This window comes from Blautia faecis, assembly GCF_020554845.1.
Classification (GTDB): Bacteria; Bacillota; Clostridia; order Lachnospirales; family Lachnospiraceae; genus Blautia_A; species Blautia_A faecis.
In genome coordinates this window covers 25,115-46,149 of sequence record NZ_JAJCIA010000019.1, presented here as the reverse complement: position 1 = coordinate 46,149, position 21,035 = coordinate 25,115, and the positions used below count along the sequence as shown (strand labels likewise).

The 21,035-nt window shown below is 42.9% G+C and carries 16 protein-coding genes and 2 tRNA genes; 3 read left to right on the top strand and 15 right to left on the bottom strand.

All coding sequences use genetic code 11. The features are described from left to right. Positions 1-79: 79 nt before the first annotated feature. From LIZ66_RS10785 to LIZ66_RS10760, 6 genes are all read right to left on the bottom strand, one after another. Positions 80-313: a polya polymerase gene (locus LIZ66_RS10785; protein WP_118577545.1), complete on the bottom strand. Its 234-nt coding sequence runs from the start codon at positions 311-313 to the stop codon at positions 80-82. Between the two features lie 232 nt (positions 314-545). After that, on the bottom strand, positions 546-2,429 hold the full coding sequence (glgB, locus tag LIZ66_RS10780) for a 1,4-alpha-glucan branching protein GlgB (RefSeq protein WP_227200814.1): 1,884 nt from the start codon (positions 2,427-2,429) through the stop codon (positions 546-548). 266 nt (positions 2,430-2,695) lie between these two features. Next, a complete protein-coding gene (locus LIZ66_RS10775; protein ID WP_173719230.1) occupies positions 2,696-4,012 on the bottom strand; it encodes a polysaccharide deacetylase family protein in 1,317 nt (438 codons plus the stop codon). A gap of 60 nt (positions 4,013-4,072) precedes the next feature. After that, positions 4,073-5,176, bottom strand: a complete 1,104-nt coding sequence (nagA, locus tag LIZ66_RS10770) for an N-acetylglucosamine-6-phosphate deacetylase (protein WP_227200815.1) — start codon at positions 5,174-5,176, stop codon at positions 4,073-4,075. A 56-nt stretch (positions 5,177-5,232) separates the two neighbouring features. Then, positions 5,233-6,588, bottom strand: a complete 1,356-nt coding sequence (gene tig, locus LIZ66_RS10765; RefSeq protein WP_195477250.1) for a trigger factor — start codon at positions 6,586-6,588, stop codon at positions 5,233-5,235. A 135-nt stretch (positions 6,589-6,723) separates the two neighbouring features. After that, entirely contained in the window at positions 6,724-8,664 is a 1,941-nt protein-coding gene (locus LIZ66_RS10760) for a polysaccharide deacetylase family protein (RefSeq protein ID WP_306797088.1), read from the bottom strand. A gap of 273 nt (positions 8,665-8,937) precedes the next feature. On the opposite strand from LIZ66_RS10760, the gene LIZ66_RS10755 reads away from it, so the two are divergent. Together LIZ66_RS10755 and LIZ66_RS10750 are read left to right on the top strand one after the other, a co-directional pair. Beyond that, a complete protein-coding gene (locus LIZ66_RS10755) occupies positions 8,938-9,342 on the top strand; it encodes a hypothetical protein (protein WP_173715770.1) in 405 nt (134 codons plus the stop codon). Between the two features lie 167 nt (positions 9,343-9,509). Beyond that, on the top strand, positions 9,510-10,013 hold the full coding sequence (locus LIZ66_RS10750) for a hypothetical protein (RefSeq protein WP_118577551.1): 504 nt from the start codon (positions 9,510-9,512) through the stop codon (positions 10,011-10,013). Positions 10,014-10,171: 158 nt separating this feature from the next. Here LIZ66_RS10750 and LIZ66_RS10745 read toward each other — a convergent pair whose 3' ends face one another. The 7 genes from LIZ66_RS10745 to LIZ66_RS10715 all read right to left on the bottom strand — a co-directional run bounded on the left by LIZ66_RS10745 (position 10,172) and on the right by LIZ66_RS10715 (position 17,537). Next, positions 10,172-11,755: an alpha-L-rhamnosidase-related protein gene (locus LIZ66_RS10745; protein WP_195379913.1), complete on the bottom strand. Its 1,584-nt coding sequence runs from the start codon at positions 11,753-11,755 to the stop codon at positions 10,172-10,174. A 22-nt stretch (positions 11,756-11,777) separates the two neighbouring features. Continuing rightward, positions 11,778-13,106, bottom strand: a complete 1,329-nt coding sequence (locus LIZ66_RS10740; RefSeq protein ID WP_118577553.1) for an ATP-binding protein — start codon at positions 13,104-13,106, stop codon at positions 11,778-11,780. Then, positions 13,103-13,813: a LytR/AlgR family response regulator transcription factor gene (locus LIZ66_RS10735; protein WP_173769723.1), complete on the bottom strand. Its 711-nt coding sequence runs from the start codon at positions 13,811-13,813 to the stop codon at positions 13,103-13,105. The genes LIZ66_RS10740 and LIZ66_RS10735 overlap by 4 nt, the downstream gene beginning before the upstream one ends. 190 nt (positions 13,814-14,003) lie before the next feature. After that, complete coding sequence (locus LIZ66_RS10730; protein ID WP_227200816.1) at positions 14,004-15,575, bottom strand: MFS transporter; 1,572 nt, start codon at positions 15,573-15,575, stop codon at positions 14,004-14,006. A gap of 110 nt (positions 15,576-15,685) precedes the next feature. Continuing rightward, positions 15,686-17,137, bottom strand: a complete 1,452-nt coding sequence (locus LIZ66_RS10725; protein WP_227200817.1) for a family 43 glycosylhydrolase — start codon at positions 17,135-17,137, stop codon at positions 15,686-15,688. A 237-nt stretch (positions 17,138-17,374) separates the two neighbouring features. Then, positions 17,375-17,448: transfer RNA gene (locus LIZ66_RS10720), tRNA-Arg, on the bottom strand. Between the two features lie 4 nt (positions 17,449-17,452). After that, a tRNA-Tyr gene (locus LIZ66_RS10715) sits at positions 17,453-17,537 on the bottom strand. Positions 17,538-17,854: 317 nt separating this feature from the next. Here LIZ66_RS10715 and LIZ66_RS10710 point away from each other — a divergent pair. Continuing rightward, positions 17,855-18,322 carry a DUF2798 domain-containing protein gene (locus LIZ66_RS10710; protein ID WP_118577555.1) on the top strand — a complete coding sequence of 156 codons (468 nt, stop codon included), beginning with the start codon at positions 17,855-17,857 and terminating at the stop codon, positions 18,320-18,322. Positions 18,323-18,499: 177 nt separating this feature from the next. Here the strand turns inward: LIZ66_RS10710 and LIZ66_RS10705 are convergent, their stop codons facing one another. Together LIZ66_RS10705 and LIZ66_RS10700 are read right to left on the bottom strand one after the other, a co-directional pair. Beyond that, on the bottom strand, positions 18,500-19,618 hold the full coding sequence (locus tag LIZ66_RS10705; RefSeq protein WP_227200818.1) for a hypothetical protein: 1,119 nt from the start codon (positions 19,616-19,618) through the stop codon (positions 18,500-18,502). 399 nt (positions 19,619-20,017) lie between these two features. Continuing rightward, positions 20,018-21,028, bottom strand: coding sequence for an alpha/beta hydrolase family protein (locus LIZ66_RS10700; protein ID WP_195982732.1), 1,011 nt, complete (start codon positions 21,026-21,028; stop codon positions 20,018-20,020). Between the last annotated feature and the right edge of the window lie 7 nt (positions 21,029-21,035).

The window sequence follows — 21,035 nt, the reverse complement described above, 5'->3', positions numbered from 1 at the left end:
TCTATTATGCCAGAAAAAGGGGACATGACCAAGTCACATCCCCTAATATATTTATCCCAATTTCACAGTTTTATGCAAATCAGCCGTTGATCATGAAGTGCATAAGCTTATCAATGTCTTCTTTCTCATATGCAACGATCTCAAGCTCCGGAATCTCACCGTTAGAGAAGATGTTCGCAAGAGATACATACTGTGATAATTTAGATTTCAGGTTCAGTCTGTCACCTTCGCCAGTTACAAGCTCTACTTTACCAGCGCAGCTGTCTACTACATCAAAAAATTTCTGAATGTCTTTAATATTAGATACCTTCATGTCAATATTCTCCTTTCAACATGTACAACTTTTTCCATTTCTTTTTGTTCGGGCTCATTATATCTCAACTTTTTCCAAATAGCAACAGGTTTTTCACCTTCTGGGAAAAAATCCCCAACAGTCACAAACAAAACCCGAATTTGCCCCATTCTTTGGGTATTTTTAATACTAAATTATCACAGCAATCTGAAAATTGTCTGTGAGAATTGTTCCTTGCGGAATTTGGCAGCTTCTAATACTGGAACACAGCAACCCCGTAAGCTGGCAGCGGATAAGCAAAGGAGAACGGACGATTGTCACAATCCTGCTTTTCTGCCTTAAATACCTTCTTCGCAGTCTGTCCGTTTTCATCCAGAACCAGTGTGTATTGTTTCTTCTTCGGCACACCAACACGGTAATCCGGACGTTCTACAGGAGTGAAATTGCATACTACCAGAAGGTTGTTTCTTTTTGTAGGGGATTTCCTTACGAAGCTGTAAATACTTCTGTCCCCGTCATCCGCATTGATCCACTCAAAACCAGACGGATCCGTATCCGTTCCGTAGAGTGCAGGATATTTGCGATACATCTTCAGCAATGTCTGCACAAAATCCTTCAGATTCCGATGCTTCTCTTCCCCAAGAAGGAACCAGTCAAGCTCTCTCTCCTCGCTCCACTCCCGAAGCTGTCCGAACTCCTGTCCCATGAACAAAAGCTTCTTGCCCGGATGGCAGAACATAAATGTATAAGCAGCCTTCAGATTCTTAAACTTATCATCTGGCTCACCCGGCATTTTCTCCAGCATAGACTTCTTCAGATGAACCACCTCATCATGGGAAATTACCAGCACATATTTCTCACTGTAAGCATATGTCATGGAGAAAGTCATCTTATTATGGTTAAACTTACGGAAATAGGGGTCCAGCTTCATGTATTCCAGGAAATCATTCATCCAGCCCATGTTCCATTTCAGGGAAAATCCAAGACCGTCATCCTCTGCCTTACCTGTAACCTTCGGCCATGCAGTAGACTCCTCTGCAATCATCACAGTACCATGGTTTCTTCCAAGAACCACTGTATTCAGATGCTTAAAAAACTCAATTGCTTCCAGATTCTGATTTCCGCCATATTTATTGGCTACCCACTGACCATCATTCTTTCCATAATCCAGATACAGCATGGATGCAACGGCATCCACACGAAGACCGTCCACATGACACTCCTCGATCCAGAACAGAGCATTTGCGATCAGGAAGTTCTTTACCTCCGGTCTGCCATAATTGTAGATCTTGGTTCCCCAGTCCGGATGCTCTCCCTGTCTGGGATCTGCATGCTCATAAACTGCAGTTCCGTCAAAATTCGCCAGTCCATGGGCATCCTTGGGAAAATGTGCCGGCACCCAGTCCAGAATAACCCCGATTTTCTGTCTGTGAAGATAATCTACCAGATATTTGAAATCCTGGGGTGTTCCATAGCGGGAAGTAGGCGCATAATAACCGGTGACCTGATATCCCCAGGAACCGTCAAAGGGATGCTCTGCAATCCCCATCAGCTCCACATGTGTATAGCCCATATCCTTCACATACTGGGCAAGCTTCACCGCCAGTTCCCTGTAATTGAAAAAGCCTTTCTCATTCTCCTCTGTAGCCGGATGCTTCATCCAGGAGCCAGGATGTACCTCATAGATCGCCATGGCATCCTTAGTCTCGTCAAATTTCTGACGATTCTTCATCCAGGTGGTATCTTTCCATTTGTAATCCCCGATATCCGTGATTCTGGATGCCGTTCCCGGTCTTAATTCTGCCTCATTTGCATAAGGGTCAGCTTTATAAATATGCTCCCCGTTCATTCCTACAATAAAAAACTTATACAGCTGTCCAATTTTTGCTCCAGGGACAAATGTCTCAAATACACCGATCGGACCTGCCTTTTTCATTGGAGCAGCCTGTTCATTCCAGTCATTAAACTCTCCAATTACAGAAACAGCCTGCGCATTAGGTGCCCATACAGCAAAATAAACACCTTCTTTTTTCCCTTGTTTCTCAGGATGTGCGCCAAGCTTTCTGTAAACATCATAATGGGTTCCCTGACCAAAGAGATACTGGTCAAGCTCTGTAAACTGTAATTTCTCTCCCATCAGAAAGTTACCTCCCTAAACTTTCAAATTCTTATGCACATTATAGCATACTCTTTTCCTCCATGCCACCAAAAACTTGTCTATTATTCATAAAAAATCTACATCAAAATTCATTTTTACTGTAAAAAAATACGCCTGTACTTTGACATTTTTCTCATAAGTACAAGCGTATACTATCATTCACACTATACAGCATCTGCGATTTCCGGAAGTCCCGAAGCTTAACACATATGCCAGACAGGCTCTAGAGCCTCTTATTTTCTCCGTTATTCGCCTGAGTCGCTGCTAAAATCCCCTTCGCTATTCTCACTGCCATCTGTGTATCCGTCACTTTCACTGCCGTCGCTTCCATCACCGGAACCATCACTGAAGTCGCTCTCATCTCCATTACTGCTGTCATCTGAACTGCCATCAGAAGTTCCATCTGTGGAAGAGTCCTCAGAAGAGCCATTTCCATTATATCCAGGCACATAACCTGCATCAAGGGCGCTCTGCCAGAACTCTGCATATTTTGCTGGCTGAAGGGTAACATTCTTCGCCGCTGCCATCTCACTTACCGTTACCAGTTTATATCCCTGTGCAATAAGATCTGGAATCAGTCTGAGTGCCGCATCAACTGAAGGACCATGAATATCATGCATCAGAATAACGGCTCCGTCTCCCAGATTGCTGTCATTCATAATGCCATTGTAATCCAGATCTGCATCCAGATATTTCCAGTCCAGACTGTCAATAGACCACAAAATAAAAGGTTTCCCAACTGCCGAAATAATTTCATCATTGCAGTCTCCATAAGGCGGACGAATTACCGTGGACTCCTGTCCACAGGCATCAATCAATGCCTGATCGGTATCGCCGAATTCCTTTATAACATCATCAATACTCAGATTCAGCATATCCAGATGATCCCAGGAATGGTTTCCGATCTCACAGCCAAGTTCCACCATTCTCTTCACTTCGTCCGGATACTGTCCAACCAGCTGTCCCAACATAAAGAAGGTAGCATGTGCATTGTTCTCCTCCAGACAGTCCAGAAGCTTGTCTGTATACTGTCCCGGACCATCATCAAAGGTAAGTGCGATCAAAGGGCGTTTCTTCTCAGCATTGTAAGAACCATCCTCATTAAAATAATAATCGTTTACCCCCTTGGTCACCCAGCCGGTCTGCATGTATCCATTGGAATCAAATGCATATTTCACTCCGTCAATCTCTGCAAAACCATTGGTATAATATGTACCATCTGCATTCTGATACCAGCGTCCGCTGGAATCCTCATGCCAGCCTGGAGTCAGTGAAGAAACCTTGGTCACATCGCTCTGTCCTTTCAGAGGCTGTCTCAGAGCATCTGTAGAATTGGAATCCGCATTCGAAGCAGCTCCGTCACCTGCATCCGCCTGCACGCTCTGTGATTTTCCAGTACTCTTTCCTCCCACACGACTTACGATTGGAAAAATCACTCCTCTTATTACAAAAATCACAGCCAGCACCATTGCCACAACATAGGTAACCAGCTTAATGATCTTCCTTCGTCTTATCTGGCGCTGTTTCCTGCGCATTCTTTCGCGCAAAACCCTTCTATCCATTCATATTCCCTCTTTATCTCTCGTTACATAGTGGAAAAAATTTTCCGCAAAAAAGTTCTGTCATAGCACTTCTCTCAGCTCCAGATCATCTGTTACAAGAAGAATATCCGCTTTCTTTCCAACAGAAAGGGAACCAACTTCATCATAAATACCAATACTCTTTGCCGGATTTCGTGTTGCTGCAAAAATCGCTTCTTCAAGGGGAACACCAAAAGAAACAGCCTTGCGCATACAATCATACAGGTTCGTAGCAGAACCGGCAATCGTACCGTCCTTCAAAGTTGCCTTACAGTCCTTCATCGTTACTTCCTGTCCACCCAGCTGGTAGGTTCCGTTCTCCATTCCAGTAGCCATCATAGAGTCACTGATCAGTACAATCCTCTCTGGTCCAAACATCTTAAATGTAGCGCGGATCACAGCGGGATGAATGTGAATGCCATCACAGATCATCTCTGCCATACACTGCCCATCATCACAGGCAGCTCCGATCAGTCCTGGTTCTCTGTGCGCCAGTGGCTGCATGGCATTATAAAGATGTGTCACATGGTGTGCACCTCTTCTCATGGCCTCCGCTGCTGTATCGTAATCAGCTGCTGTATGACCAAGGGAAATGCACACCTCATTATGTACCTCATCAATGAATTCCATAGCACCATCCACATTCGGTGCCAGAGTTACCAGCTTCACCATATTTCCGGAATATTCATTCAGTTCACGGAAAAATCCGGCATCTGGTTTGCGGATATAGCCCTCCACATGGGCGCCTTTTTTCTTCGCATCCAGAAATGGGCCTTCCATATTGATTCCCCGGACAGCAGCTCCGTCTTTCATTTCTCCCACAGTCTTAATAGTAGCAAAAATTTCCTTCAGTTCTTCTGCCGGCAATGTCATGGAAGTAGGACAATAGGAAGTAATTCCGTGACTCTTTTCGTATTTCAGAATAATCTTAAGTCCTTCCGGATCAGCATCAGAAAAATCATGTCCAAATGCACCGTGACTGTGAATATCCACCAGGCCCGGGATTACCCTGAGCCCAGCCGCGTCTACAATCGTCTTGTCCGTAACCTCATCCTCAGAAGCCACGATTCTATGATTCTCCACATACAGATCCTGTAATCTGAAGCTTCCATCCTCCTGAAAAACTTCTCCGTTTTTAATAATCATAACTCCATTCCCTCCTGAGATTCATTGGCTGCTGTTTCTGTTATAAACAGCAACCGTCAATTCTCTGTACCGTCATCCTGTGTATCTGTTGAAGCATCCGCTGCTGTGCCTGTATCTGCGGTTGCACCAGCTTCCTGCTCTTCTTCTGTATCCCCGCCATCAGTGCTCTGTCCGTCAGTTGTACTGCCATCTGCATGATCTGCTGCTTCTGTTCCCTCAGCAGCCTGTGCGTCCTCACCTTCAGCAGATGTATCCGCTGCTGTCTGATCATAATTTGCATTTGCAATAATGAAATCCTGAACTCTCATAAGTCCGATGCTCTCATCCACTGCAACTTGGCCGTAAGTATCGATAAGAACTGCAAGATCGCCAGAAGCATACTGCTCTACCAGCTGATTCTGGATTGCAAGGCTTTCCTCATCCTCCAGAGTCATTCCCTCTGCGTCCATGATTCCCTGAATAAGCAGATTCTGTTTTACCTTGGCCTGGGCATACTGCTGGCACTGGGCTTCGAAATCATCCATGGAAACGCCTTGAGACTCTACGAAGTCTTCAAGCTCCATATTTCCCTGCTTCGCGTATGCTTCTGCCTGTTTCTTAAATGTCTTCACAGCCTCTTCTACGTCTTTCTCCGGATATTCCACGACCTCAGAATTGGTGTAAACAGTATTCCAAGCAGTGCTGCGCAGACTGCTGTCAGCCTGGTCCTGTGCTTCCTGCTCCAGCTGTGCGCGAACAGAAGCCTTATATTCATCAATTGTCTTGTAATCGGTATTCGCCGCAACCCAGTCATCGGTCAGTTCCGGTGGTCTCTTAAAGCTCTGCACGGTAATCTGGAATACCGCATCCTGTCCAGCCAGTTCACTGTTGCGGTAGCTCTCCGGGAAAGTTACCGGTACGTCTTTTGTCTCACCCTTCTTCATTCCCACGATTCCTTCTTCAAATCCGGGAATCATTGTGCCGCTTCCGATCACAAGGTCATAATTATTACCGGTTCCACCTTCAAAAGCTTCCCCGTCTTTTGTACCTACGAAATTAATAGTAGCGGTATCACCATTCTGGATGACAGCGTTCTCATCTGTCACTTCCGCTGAATTATCTTTCAGATTCTCTGCGATACGATTCTCAATATCCTCATCTGTCACTTCTGGTACAGAATTATCAAGAGTTATCCCCTTATAGTCTGCAATCGTAACGTATTTCTCCACATTATCCACTGAAACCAGGCGTGTCGCACCGGTAGAATCTGTATAAGGCTCCTGTACCTCTTCTTCATCTGCCGAATCCTCTGCCTGCTGCTCTGTGGCAGTGCTCTCACTCTCTGTATTGGTAGTTTCTTTATCACTTCCGCAGCCGTTTACAGTAAGTGCCATACACATTACTAACGCTGCCAAATATACTTTTCTTTTCATTTCATACTCCCTTCAGTTACTCTTTTATAAAATTATCACATTTTCTATTAAAAAGAAAGCCCACTGAGGCAATCATTTTTATTTTGTCTCAGCGCAAAATCATGCGAATCCATGCCTTCTTTGCAGCTGGTCTTATCAGCCACCATTCATAGGCGGTACAGGAGTAGGTCTGGATGGGTCAAATACCTGGCTTACATCAAACAGATCTGCCAGCATGTCCGGATTGTAATACATTCGGTATCCATCCACATTTCTTCTTCCCATCCGGAAATATTCATCCGTCATCTGTACAAAATATTTGTTAGAGTCCACATTGCAATAATAATCATATCCCTGGGATTTCAGATATTCAAATTTCTCATTGCCAGTATACTCTCCGCCGTTATTAATATCTGCTCCAAAAGCAAAGATAATAATATCTGTTCCGCCAATAAGCGGGTCAATGTTCTCTTTGAAATTCTGTGTATCTGTTTCAAGGCGTTCCATGGAAACTGTGGACATGTTTTTATGTCCCCATGTATGGCTGGCAAAAGTCCAGCCCTCCGCCTTCATGACATCTGCGACCTTTTTCGCTTCTGCCCGCTCTGTATCCAGATCAAAATCAAGATGCGCGTCAAGCCACGCCTTTTTATCATCATTCAGATCATCTGGTCGTGTCTGATAGCTGATATCTGTGCGGTAACCCAGGATTCCATTATAGCCTGTAAGCGCTACAATTCCCTTATGTCCATGATAGGCAAAATCAGGATGTTCCTCCACAAACCGGTCGATCAGCGGTACAACATCATAGTCACCTACAACTGTGCTTCCATCATCCTGTACATATTCGTTGCGAACCTTCCCCTCTTCGTCTATAACAAGCTTGGTGGCAATTCCATCTCCATCCTGGGAGTGGTAATAACATACATCGTCCTGCGAAAGGACAAATGGTGTTTTTCCCTTAGGAAGATAAACCTGCTTTGCCTGCATTTTTCCATTTTCATCAACGTCTGCCAGATCATAAAGGTTTACCATTACATATCCCTCGTCATACATGATCTGAGTTATCTTATTAAACTCATCCATAGTGGTCATAACCTGATTATAACCATCCGTCTTGTAATCTCCATCAAAGGCCTTGGAAGTATCCACGATCAGGGAATGGTAAAAAATGTGAGTTACCTGTTCCGGAGACCAGGCTACACATTTATCCTTTTTCTTCTGGAATTTCTCTGCAGCATTCTGAAAATGGACATTTCTTACATATGCATTGTCCTTCTGCAAAAGGCTGATTGCACCGTCATAATCATACTGGGCAGCTTTCTCCTTGGCTGTGGTCAGTACTTTCTTCTCGTGACGGATCTGCCTCCTGATGATACCTGCACCGGCTGCTGCTGCTTGTGGCATAACCCCATTTAAATCTATGGCCGCCGCCTGGGCTGCTTCCTGCTCTGCTTCCTGCTCTGGCTGATTTACAGAGTCTGAAGAATTATCTTCTGTTTTCTCTTCATCAGACATATTCCCGGATTCATCCTGTGCAATATCCTCTGAATTGTCATCTGTATTTCCAGTTGTCTCATCACTGTCATCTGCCGTACCTTCACCAGATTCCGGTTGTATATCTGTACTGTCTGAGCTGTCAGCAGCTTCCTCTGTATTAATATCTGGTTTTTCGGTGCTTTCGGGGGGTTCGGTACTTTCGGGGTTTTCGGTGCTTTGGTCAGCCTTTGCCAGTTCTTCTGCTGCCTTGCTCTCTTTACCGGAATTCTTATCAGGAACCAAATCCCTTACCTTGGCTACCAGCGTTTCCATGCCGTCTTTTAACCCCGTCTGCTCTCTATAAAAGTATCCAACACCGCCCAACACTGCCAGAGCAGTAATAATAAGAGCCAGATTACGATTCCGTATCTGCCTCTTCTTTCTCTTCAGATTGCGCTCATGTCGCTCGCGCCGTCGTTCTTCGTAATATATCTCTTCCTGGCGCTCATTCTCTGCCAGTTCCTGTAGTTCTCTGTCAAGCTCCCGCTTGGACTGGCTGTCGGGAACTTTATTCTCTTCCAGACCAGGCTGTTCCTGTTCTGTATCTGATTTCTTCATAATGTATAACTCCTTATTTAGCTCCCCCTTCAAATGCCTCGTAAAAATAGTACCAGTTACCGCAGGCACTTATAGTATAACCATATCAGACAGGTCTATCCATTCTGTAACCAGTAGATTTCTATTATACATGATATTTTAAATAATTACCACCTTTTCACTGTAATTATCCTTGCTTTCCGTTGCCATTTATTGTTAAAATAAAAGATACATGATAAAATCTAATTTAATAGAAATAACGGAAATTATCCGTCACTCAGAGGAGAGAAAAATATGAACAGATCAGATATTATGCGCATCAGCGCACTATTTGAAATAGCCCTGGGTTCTGCTTCTTTGATCGCAGCCCGCTTCTGGATCGGAACCACTAATATTGTGGGCAGACATGTAAGCCATGGTGATACTACAGAGGCTTTTGCACTTACTTATGCATTTACACTTCTTCAGATTGCAATTGGAATTATAGGCGTGATGAATGCAGAAAAAGGAAGAATGAGCACCGTTATCTTTGGAATTTTGGCCTTTATTCCCCAGATTGCCCACTTCTTTCATATTAAGGGAAGTATTATACTGGTTCTTATGAATCTTGCAGCATTTGCGGTACCGGTTTTATATGCTTTCACAGCTTATAAGCTTTTTAAAGGAGATAACAAAACAATTGCCTTTTCCAAAAAATGATGTTAAAATGTAGTTTATGTGAAACAAGAATGTAACTGTTCAGTTTCTTCACAGGTTACTGTTCACTGGTAACGGAACGAACAGTAACCTTCACGGTCACACGCTTTGCGGAACCGTGCAGGCTGAATAGTTATTAAGAAACTTTATAATATAGTAGGAGGATAAGTATGCATCCAGTAACAATCGTCCTTCTGGTGATTCTCGTAATCCTCATCGGATTACTGGTTGGTTTATATTTCTTTGGTAAGAAGACCCAGAAGAAGCAGGAAGAACAGCAGGCACAGATCGAGGCAAGTAAACAGACCGTTTCCATGCTCGTTATTGATAAGAAGAGAATGCCACTTAAGGAATCAGGTCTCCCACAGATGGTCATCGACCAGACACCGAAGCTTCTCCGCCGCTCCAAGATGCCGATCGTTAAGGCTAAAGTTGGACCGAAGATTTCCATTCTTATCGCAGATGAGAAGGTATTCGACCTTATCCCTGTGAAGAAAGAGATCAAAGCTGAAGTAAGTGGACTTTACATAGTAGGTGTAAAAGGTATCCGCGGTAACCTGGACGCTCCGGTTAAGAAGAAAAAAGGATTTTTCGCACGCTTTAAGAAATCTGCGGAAGAAGCTCAGGCAGCCCAGAATGAGACTAAGAAATCCAAAAAGAATAAAAAGAAATGATTATTTTAGCCCTGCCATTATGATGGCAGGGCTATTTAAATGCTCCTTTCCCCATATTGTAATGCCAGTCATTATTTCCTATGTGTTGTATTTTATCAGGAATCTTTCTCTCATTTCAAAAAGGATCCTGCATTTCTGCAAGATCCTCATTCTCAATCTTATTTCTCATTATCCATATAAAATTTCCTAAGGAAATACGTCGGCGTACAGCTCCATGCATGACAGTAGCTGTTAACCATACTGGAACCATATGGAGATTCTTCCCTGTTATAAGGATTATAAAGTTCCCAGAAGGTATCCGCACCGTCGTGGATCATTTCGCCCCAATAGCGTTTCATCTCTTCCAGTGCAAGCTCTTTCTCATCACAGCGGATAAGCGCATCAATATAGTGATGATACATATATGGAGTTACCATGCGGATTCTCGGATTCACTTCCATTACATGATGGATCAATTTACAGTTTGTCTCTTTGTCAAAGACACGGGCCAGAATCATCCAGATCTGGGTTGCCCAGGAAGCCTGACGGTCCGGACCGCTTACGAACATTCCAAGCTCTTCATCCCAGAACTCTTTCACCGCTGCCTCTTTCAGCATGGCCTGCTTCTCTTCCAGCCAGCTGATATCCTCCTGTTTATCCAGAATCTTTGCAAGGCGGATTCCGTAACGGATACAGTAAATAAGAACTGCTGTAGCTCCGGCCTGCTTATTCAGACCATCTCCCCAGTCCAGGAAGCACCAGAATGCATCACCTAAATCCTCCACAACATTTTTCTCATTTAACTGTGTCATGGCAATGCGGATCTGATCAATTGCCACATCATAGAGATCCCTTAAGGTTTCCAGATCATCGGTTGCCTCATAATAATCCAGAAGCACAGATGAGAAAAACAATGCATAGTCCAGAAGGTAAGTATCATCTGGCTCCATCTCCGGTTCTGTGAATACACAGGCGCTTAGTTTTCCCTCATTAAAAAGCAGTCCTGCAAAAATATACATACAGCGTTTGGCAAGATCATAATTCTTAAAGGTGTAATAATTGGCTCTCGCCTGAAGTCTCAGATCTCCCAGCCACATTCTGCGGTCACGCTTCGGTCCATCCTCAAAAACATCCTGCATGCATTCTTTCAGGGTTTTTCGGCTTACCAGATCAATCTGATTCAGAAGCGGATCTCCGAAATCCACCGGCTTTACAGACTCCATGTCTACAGCAGAAACCGTATCACAGGAAATACCATTGATTTTCAGCTGGAACTTGGCAGAAGTATCAATTACACGAAGCTCCATATAACGAAAAGAATATCTTCTTGGCAGCTTCACCTTCGCCGGAAGTACATCCACATGAATATACTCCTCCTGAATCCAGCCACGGCTGAGCCAGCCGTCATAATCGGCAGTTTTGTCCGTCATTTCCTCCAGACGCTCACCGAATTTCAGGTAAAAATAAACCGGTGCATCCTGATGGCTTCCAGTTTTACTAAGCTCCAGAGTCACATAACCTACCGCATGATCCCCGAAATCCACAAATACTGTATCATCTCTTTTTAAAGATTTTGCATACAGATTTTCAATCGGGTACTCTTCTGTAATAACTGTTCTCATCTGGCGGTCTTTTCCCACCATAATTTCCTTTGCAGCCTTGATTTCTTTATGCCGGAGCTCTGGCTTTAAGGATTCTGCAATTTCCAGAAAACGGTTATTTTTATGTACTTCGAAGTTCTCAATTATACTATATGATGGCATTATCTTTCCTCCTAAAAATCGTCTAATGTTTCATCGGAATCAGTATCTTCAGCTCAAACCAGTTATTCGCCTTGCCCGCCATAACTGAACCGCCATACTTCTCTACAATTTTTTTCATACTCTTCATTCCATATCCATGGAACCGTTTATCTTTCTTGGTGGTGATCGGGATTCCATCCTGGAACTGAACATTCTCCTCACAGTAATTCTCTGTGCGAATACGGATAAACTGTTTATCCTGAATCACGTGCAGGGAAATCAAACGTTTCTGACGGTCTTTGATCTTCACCACACTTTCAATAGCGTTATCCAGCATATTTCCGAAAAGAGCACTGATATCCATATCCTCCATAAAATTCAGAAGCTGCCCCTCACCCATAAATTTCAGCTCAATACCATGTCTCTGACAATGCATGCTTTTACTGGTAAGAATGGTATCAAGGACCTTATTTCCCGTTTTATTCTGTGTCTCATAAATCTTGATCTCACGCTCCATCTGTTCCAGGTATTCCCCTGCTTTTTCAGAATCTGCGCCGCTTTTTAAAAGATTGATCTGATGCTTCAGATCATGGTATTTCTGATTTACAATGTCGATACTCTCCTTGGAAAGCTTGTAATTTTTGTACTGCATATCCATAATATTCCGAAGCGTATCCTTCTCAAAACGCATCTGGATCTCTTTTACCTGAATGTGATAAGCATAAAGCACCGCCATACCGCTAAGATCCGCCAGTGTGCGGATAATAAACACATCCATAGCTGTTCCTGCACTGAAAATACTTTTTACATCCACATAGCTTACATTGCTGATACAATACACCATAATCAGCACAAAATATACAACCAGTAATTCTCTGCGGGTGATCTGCAATTCTTCAATATCCTTTTTCAGATAACGTTCGATCAAATAAATCAGAATGTATAGTACTGCATAAATAACTACCATATGCAGCACTCTCCATAGCATCTGCTCTGGTGTCCCCTTCTCCTGACCGCTGAAATCACCTGTATAAAAATAATGAATCTGCCAGCACAAAGAGGCTGCAAATTCTGCGTTGATAAATGCCTTCGCACAGAAAAATCCGGTTTCACGCCATGGAAGCTCTCCTGCCATCCTGATGTACAAAAGCATCAGCAAAAACACACAAACCATAAGAGGCATGAAAAACATCTGCTTTATTCCATCTGTAAAAAACATAACGGTAAAAATACTGATAAAGCTCAACACCCCATACACATATTTCCACACATCTTTTTTCCCGCATCCATGCACAAGAATCATTACCAGTGCAGAAAGCCAGTAGGAAATGGCATAATAATATCCGGGAGTGTTGACTACTGTGCCTCTCATTTTTCCACCTCATTCATATATTCATTCAGGGCATCCAGGAAGGGCTTCCGCCTGCTTCTGCTCACCTGGATCGTGTCGCCGTTTACCATAATATCACTGCCCTGATAAGTCTCTACAAATTCCAGATTTACCAGATAACAGCGGTTACACCGAAAATATTTCTTCGGATCAAACTGATTATCTGTATCCCTCATAGTGCCCTTTGTCTCAAAATCCCCATCCAGAGTGTGGTAGATCAGCACATGGTCCTGAACCTCCACGTAACAAATCCGCGCCACATCCAGCTTCTTTTTACCTCCCTTCAGAACAATGGTAATGTACTCCTTCTCCGGTGTCTTCACCTTTGCCAGAGCCCTTACCATACTCTCTGAAAATGAAAAATAGGAAATTGGCTTCAAAATATAATCCAGCGCATTTACCTTATATCCCTGAATGGCATACTGAGGCATATTTGTAATAAAAATAATAATTACATTTGTATCAAGCTCGCGGATTTTTTCTGCTGCTTTCATTCCATTGAGAAAAGCCATCTCAATATCCAGAATAATAAGGTCATAGCTGGCAGTGTAATCGGTCACAATATCCTCTCCGTCCTGAAATTCTGTTACGGAAAATTTCATCTGGTTCTCTTTTTCATAACGATTCAGGCATTTCTTCAACGCCTCCCGGTCATGCCTGTCATCCTCTACAATTGCAATTCTTATCATAATTATTTCTCACCTATCCTATTCAATCAAACGGATACTCCAATCCGCTTTGCTGCCTTCTCATAATCGAATAGCTTCTTCGCAGCTTATTCGGCTAAAACGGCTCCCTGGCACAGTGACACTGCACCAGGGAGCCGGAATCACTTGTGTTAACTAAGAATAGTATAACAGGAAACAGGTTCTGAAACAATTAGATATTAGCTGCTTTCTTCTGATTTTCTTTGATCTTTTTCTGGTCCTCTTCAATGTGTTTTTCTACATCCAGACGGCTCATAAGAATGATAACAACTGCATATGTGATCACATCTGCCGCCAGGAATGCGAATGCAAGTACCTGCTCCACGCCGCCCATCTGACGGTAAACGATCTGCCCTGTATAGTTTGCCACATTTTCAACGATTTCCAGAGTCTGCGGATTGCAGGCAATGCCGGTATTGCTGTAGCCTGCAAAGGTAAGAAGACTGTTCAGCACACCGATACAGAGTCCGCTAAGACCTACCATAATGGAGCTATAAACAGACATTGTAAATCCATCGCTTCGGAAACCATTTTTCGCTTCCAGGTGATCCAGCACATCAGAAAGAAGCGCCATCGTCACATACATTGCCGGAATACTTCCGATTCCTTTCAGTACCATACTTGCAGCAACCATTCCGAAGCTGTGTACATTCAGGAAACAGACAAGGCCGCCTACAACGGAGAAGCAAAGTCCTGTAACAACAGCTCTCTTTTTGCCCAGCTTACGGGCAATTGGCCATGCCACTACCATACCAACGGCAGTAGGAATTCCACCAACCAAACCAAGTGTTGACATTAATGCACCGGAAGTCTGCTCCGGATTTGCAGAATTAATTACACTGTCAAACATCCATCTTACATAGAAGCTCATGGAACTGTTTTTGATCAGCTGGCCAAACTGGAAAATCAGGAAATAGAGAATGATGATCCACCAGTATTTGTTGTGGATACAGCCTTCCAGCTGTTTTTTCAGCGGCATCTTCTCTTCCTTTACATTCAGATTGATGGTTTCCTCTGTAATACGCTCTCTGGTAAAATAATATTCCAGCATACAGCCAAATGCACTTACCAGACAAAGAACTATGGAAATAATCCTCCAGTGTGAATAGCTTGCATCCACATCAATTCCGCCTTCCTTTGTCACAAACAGAAAGCTCTGAAGAAGGATCGGCACTACAATGCTGGCTCCAACTCCGGCAGAAGCAACCATTGCTGCATTTGACAGTGTTGCAAGAAGTCCGCGGCTCTCAGAATTTCTGGTAGAAAGAGAGACCATGGAGCTGTGTGCACAGTAAAAACATGGATATGCAAGTGCATAGTACAGGTTATAGGACACTGCGATCCAGATCATCTGCACCGCATTATTGCCCTTAGCTGGTGTCATAAACATAAGAATAATGGCTATGATCAGCATGGGGGCCGCAATGATCATATAAGGTCTTGCTTTTCCCTGGGTACTTCTGGTGTTGTCGATCCACTGCCCGATCATCAGATTTCCGAGAACTACGAAAATCACAGATACAATTGGCAGAAGTGTGGCAAATGCTCCGAATTTCGTCCAGCCAAGTACATCTACATAATAACGGTTCAGATAGGCACCGAAAATGGCATTGGCAAACATGGCGCAAAAGGGCGCCAGAAAATATCCAATGGCAATCTCCGGAAGCTTCACCTGATCGGATTTGATTCTTGTTTTAAAAACCGGCTTTTCTGCAAGTTTTCTTGCAAAATTAGTAATGTTCAAATATTTCGCCTCCTGGGTTTATTTGACTCTTAATATAAACTCTTTTTCCCTTTATTTAAGCTCTGTCTGCCATTTGCGGGCAGAATATTTCCTGCACATTTAATGGAATCTTACTTCAGATCAAAAGACATAAAATTAAATGCGCCAGTTCCCTTGTAACTGAAGTACAGTGCCTCTTTCTCACCGAGTCCGTTTACATCAGCTGCAAAACCGTGCTGTTCCTTGCAAGGTTTCACCTGAATCTTTGCCACTGGCTTGCCGCCTTCCTCTGTGGATAAATAAACAACTCCAGTTGCTTTTCCCTTAATATTAATACGAACCTTAGAGGTCTCACGCAGGTCAAAATATTTGAAGCCTGCAACTGCTCCGTCACACATATTGGCAATATACTGATCTGACCCCTGTTCACGATCCTTTCCATCCTGAGTCAGATATGGATGTCCGGACTTTGGATGTTTGATCATACTTAAGAAACGGGTTCCCTTTTTGCCATATACGTTACAGGAAATATAGGAAGGATAGTTTCCTTTTCCCTTAAGCGGTCCGTCATTCAGGCCACAGGAGGTCATCTCTGCCTGATAGAATTTGCCATTCTCAAAGCGGATGCGCTCTGCACAGGCCTGACGGGAAGACTGCTTACGGTTACTGTGTCTGTGATAGAAAACATAATAGCTTCCATTAATCTCGATCAGGCTTCCGTGAGTGTTTCCGGTACAGTTTCTTGCATTTTTTACATCTGTGATTCCAGGAAGGCCGATGTCCCCGTTGCTGACCAGAACACCGCCAAACTCAAAGCCCTCTGTAGGGTTATCGCTTGTTGCATAGCAAAGCTCATGGCTGTTCAGGGAGCTGTAGATGAAGTAATAGGTTCCATTGAATTTACGCATGGAGCTTGCTTCCAGGAAGGGATGTCCCTCATAAGAACTTCCTGGTGCTTCTTTCTCACTGGCAATTCCAATGTATTTCGGTCCCATTTTTACAGTAAGCATATCTGCGGGGTCCAGCTCGAAGCACATTGCACCGTGCTCAGTCGGCTTGGAGCCATCAAGCAGAAGAGGATTTCCCTGAAGGGCAAAGCCTGTGTAAAGATACAGTTTTCCATCGTCATCCATAAAAACGCCCGGGTCAAACTGCAGCGGCTCCTCTTTCTTTCCAATAGGAATACCGTCTGCATATTTTACATAACCATAAAATTCATATTTGCCTGCCGGCTTGTCACAGACAGCCACAGAGATCATCTTGGTGCCACCCATAAAATAGTAAAGATAAAATCTTCCGTCCGGTCCCTGAATCATATCCGGTGCTGCCAGACCATTTGTAAGACGGATTTTCGGCGCTGCCGGATCCTGTTCTCTTTTGAAAATAATTCCCTCATAACGCCAGTTTCCAAGATCATCCACCGGTGCCGACCAGCATACATAGTCCCCCAGACAGAAATTCAAGCCGTTAAAAAGATCATGAGAACCATATATGTATACGCGTCCATCTACAATATGCGGCTCCGCATCCGGCACATATTCCCAGCTTGGCAGATACGGATTTACAGCCTGCTTTGTTTTCATACCTTCATCCTCCATCGATTATTTTACATAATTCATAATATGGATTTATTATAACACCCTGCAATTTCTGTACCTGTTTTTTACGTAAAGTGTAAGAAATCCATCGCAAATAGCACATCTTCAAAATCCAGAAGTTGAATCTCAATGAAAAAAAGCCGTCTAGTCACAGACAGCTTTCTTCCTTTGCACCATTTCCTTACCTGATTCACTTTATTCCAAGACATCTGCCATTGGAAGCACTCCTAGGGAGATTCGAACTCTCGACACCGCGCTTCGTAGACGCGTGCTCTATCCAGCTGAGCTACAGGAGTATACTCGGCCATGAGGGAATCGAACCCACTCGTGTTATGATAACAGCGGATTTACAGTCCGCTCCGCCTCCTTAACGGGATAATGACCGATATGATTTCTTACATGTTTTATATTACCAGAAGAACTATATATTCTGCAATAAACCACTAGTTTAATATAACCAAGGAACTTAAGTAAAACTGCATTCTGACTTATAAAAAATCCCCATTATCATTTCTTAGTCCATCTTATATATCGATTTTTTTATTGCATTTTCCCATTTATCTGGTATAATAATCATTCGGTAAACAATTCAATAACAAATTAGCTCTGGTATAAAATTGGAAACGACACAAGTGTACACTTGATAACGAACAACACATGTGTCTTTTTTGTACCCATTTTTAGAAAAAGGAGAACAATTTTATGCCAAAAACTAAGTTTCAAAATGTTATTTTCACTCTGATGATGGCTTTCCTTATGGTCTACGCCATGATCTGCTACAACATTTCCCTGAACATCGGTGGAATGAGCAACCAGGTATTTCTCATGGCTTTCGGCGAAATGAAGATTATGTGGCCGGTTGCATTTGTACTGGAGTTCTTTATTGTTGATAACCTTGCCCATAAGCTTGCTTTTCGTATTGTCACACCTAAAGACAGACCTTTCGCCATCACAGTTGCAATTTCTGTTATGATCATCTGCATTATGTGCCCGATCATGAGCTTAATTGCCACAATCTTGTTTAAAAATGCGGGTTCCCAGTTCGTTGCCGTATGGCTCCAGACCACTTTCATGAACTTCCCGGTAGCCTTCTTCTGGCAGCTTATGTACTGTGGACCGCTGATCCGTTTTCTCTTCGGGAAAATGTTTCCGGAGAAACAAGATGCATAAGCGTACCTGTTAGCAGTTTTCATATAAATTTGAAGGATTTTAAAAGGCATTGCAGGATATAGCCTCTCCCTAACGTTTGACTCCAAAATCAAATCGTTTACAGACGCCATATAATTCCTTGCAATGCCTTTTCTCGTTAAACTTTCTCAGCTACTATTCTGTAATTTCTAATCCAAATCAAGAAGTATGTACTGCCATTGTTGTATTCTCGATAAACCCTTCACACATTTTCTGTACTTTTTTAAGCGGCAGCTCGGAAATTGCCGCAATTTCTTTCTGTGAATACCCCCGAGAAAACATGTTAAAAACGGTCCTGCGATCTTTTTCTCTGGCCTGTCTTCTCATTTCTTTTTTCATCTCTTTCTTCATTTCTTTCCGCGTTGCTGCTCTCGCTTCATCTGCATACATTTGCATTGCGCCATCCCATGCCTTACACATATCCTTCACCTCCACAACCTCTTCATCAACAAATTCATATTGCTCCAGTAATATCGCCAAAAGCCATCTGGTTTCTTGACTTAGCTTTCGTATTTCTTCGTTACTCTCTTCTACGTATTTTCTCAATTCGTCTTTTTTACGGCTGTGCTTCATAAGCTGGAAAATATCTTTCCATTCCGTGTGAAACAACTCAGGATTCTGTTCATGAATATCTATCATACAAATATCATAATCAGGAAGCCTGTCTGAAAAACTCATCACATTTTCCGGGATGTCCATCATTTCCTGTAATTTTAACTTACTCTTCCACCTTTTCTCTCCCAGGTATAATACCTGATGAAATACCGGAAGCAATGGACGACGGATTCGGCGCCGTTTTTTCCCACGTTTTCCTCTTCCCCAAAACATTTGCTGGGATTTTCTTTTCCACTCTTTTAGCTGATCTGTATATTCTATGCTGTCATATGTAAAACATCTCACAGGCATCTCATAATTTGCCCCAGATTCAACTTCACATGCCAACAAAAATCTACAGCCTGGCTTATCGTGGAGACGAAGGAAATCGCGCTCTCTTTCCAGATACATGAGCTTCGCGCTGTCATCCCCGAATTCTCCCTCTTCAAAAACACCTTTTTCCCTGGCAATTTCCTCTTCGCCGTATTTTTCAGAATTGTTTTTCTTTTGTATATTTTTTGCCATAATCGACTGTTTATATGATACTCTCTTCTTCCTTTGTACTTCCTTAAGATAACATGGATCCACAATCTGCTTTCCTGCAAATAAGGTACCATTCACAAAATCTGCAAAGCGTTCGTTATCTTTCAGATACTCCTGTAGTCCCTGGTCTTTTACACCCAAGTTTCACCACCTTCTTTATTACGCTTATTTCACAGGAATACTTCACCGAATGGCAATGAATAGACTGCTGTTCATGAGCTGAACCGCCTACGAATAGTACATAGAGTTCCTGAGATGTGAATTCAGCGTAACATAAAATATAATGTACTGCAAGGAGTTTATATTTTTTTAAGAATCATTCCTCGTTAATATTATACCATTTGTATTTATTTTATACAATATTATTTTTATAAAATATATACTTAAATAAAAAAAGGCATTGTAGAACATGCCGCCCAAAAGTCAGACATTAAAATCTAACTTTTAGTACGCGGTATAATATCCTTGCAATGCCTTTAATTCATAACGATCTATAAATACGCCCTACATGTTTTTTTCACTTTTTGGTTTCCTAAACCTTTATTCTTCCTCTTTCAAATGCACATCCAAAAATTCCAATCCAACTGTCTCCGCATAGTCTCTTCCCTCTTCAAAGTTCATCTCGAAACCATGGGTAGATTTTTTTCCATAAATGGGAATCAGAACAGAACCTTCCCCTGTATACGCTTCCTCAATTGCCTTTTCAGAATAGCTGTATGGCACCAGGCTGTCATTGATTCCGTGAATGATCATCACGTCTCCGTCATATGCGCTGATAGTGCCATAAACATCCAGATCATAAACTGTTTTCACATACTCAGAACCCACAGTTCCTACCGGCATCTCAGCTCTGTCTTCCGGAATATCATATGCGGAATCATACATTTCCCGGGCATTATCCGCAATACAAAACGCCGGATAAATCAGGATCATAGCAGCCACATCATCTTTTCTGTCTGCAGCAGTCAGAGCACTTACAAGTCCTCCCTGGCTCTGTCCCAGAAGGAAAAGATGATCCTGATCCACATAATCCTTTGTTTTCACAAAGTCCATAACAGCACTTAAATCTTCTTTCTCAGTCATCACTGTCATATCCATGAAATCTACGTCACTGTTTCCGTTAAGGGAACCGCCGCAGAAGTCAAATGTATAAACCACATATCCATCCTGAGCCGCCTTTTCCGGCCATTTTGCACGCTCTACCATCTGGGAAGTAGAACCGATTCCGTGGCTCATAATGATTACTGGATAAGTCTTTGTTTCGTCAAAATCTTCCGGATAATAGAACTGTCCGTAAATATTATTGTCTTCATTTTTGCACCAGGAAACCACCTTTGTGCAGCCTTCTAGTTCTGTAGTGTATCCCTCTTCAATCTCCGGATTGTCAGACTCTTCTAAATCAGCATCTTCCTCGCCTTCAGAATTAGAACTGTCCTCTGCTTCCTCTGTCTGCTCTTCTGCGTTTTCCTCAGCCCAGACAGTCACACTTACACAGCTCACACTCAATACTGCTGCCACCCCTAAAGCAATTAACATCTTTTTCTTTAACATCTTTATT

Coding starts and splice junctions, on each gene's coding strand:
- LIZ66_RS10710 (WP_118577555.1), top strand. CDS start 17,855: ATGCCAAAAACTAAGTTTCAAAATGTTATTTTCACTCTGATGATGGCT.
- LIZ66_RS10755 (WP_173715770.1), top strand. CDS start 8,938: ATGAACAGATCAGATATTATGCGCATCAGCGCACTATTTGAAATAGCC.
- LIZ66_RS10725 (WP_227200817.1), bottom strand. CDS start 17,137: ATGAAAACAAAGCAGGCTGTAAATCCGTATCTGCCAAGCTGGGAATAT.
- LIZ66_RS10760 (WP_306797088.1), bottom strand. CDS start 8,664: ATGAAGAAATCAGATACAGAACAGGAACAGCCTGGTCTGGAAGAGAAT.
- glgB (WP_227200814.1), bottom strand. CDS start 2,429: ATGGGAGAGAAATTACAGTTTACAGAGCTTGACCAGTATCTCTTTGGT.
- LIZ66_RS10700 (WP_195982732.1), bottom strand. CDS start 21,028: ATGTTAAAGAAAAAGATGTTAATTGCTTTAGGGGTGGCAGCAGTATTG.
- nagA (WP_227200815.1), bottom strand. CDS start 5,176: ATGATTATTAAAAACGGAGAAGTTTTTCAGGAGGATGGAAGCTTCAGA.
- LIZ66_RS10745 (WP_195379913.1), bottom strand. CDS start 11,755: ATGCCATCATATAGTATAATTGAGAACTTCGAAGTACATAAAAATAAC.
- LIZ66_RS10785 (WP_118577545.1), bottom strand. CDS start 313: ATGAAGGTATCTAATATTAAAGACATTCAGAAATTTTTTGATGTAGTA.
- LIZ66_RS10735 (WP_173769723.1), bottom strand. CDS start 13,813: ATGATAAGAATTGCAATTGTAGAGGATGACAGGCATGACCGGGAGGCG.
- LIZ66_RS10775 (WP_173719230.1), bottom strand. CDS start 4,012: ATGGATAGAAGGGTTTTGCGCGAAAGAATGCGCAGGAAACAGCGCCAG.
- LIZ66_RS10740 (WP_118577553.1), bottom strand. CDS start 13,106: ATGAGAGGCACAGTAGTCAACACTCCCGGATATTATTATGCCATTTCC.
- LIZ66_RS10750 (WP_118577551.1), top strand. CDS start 9,510: ATGCATCCAGTAACAATCGTCCTTCTGGTGATTCTCGTAATCCTCATC.
- tig (WP_195477250.1), bottom strand. CDS start 6,588: ATGAAAAGAAAAGTATATTTGGCAGCGTTAGTAATGTGTATGGCACTT.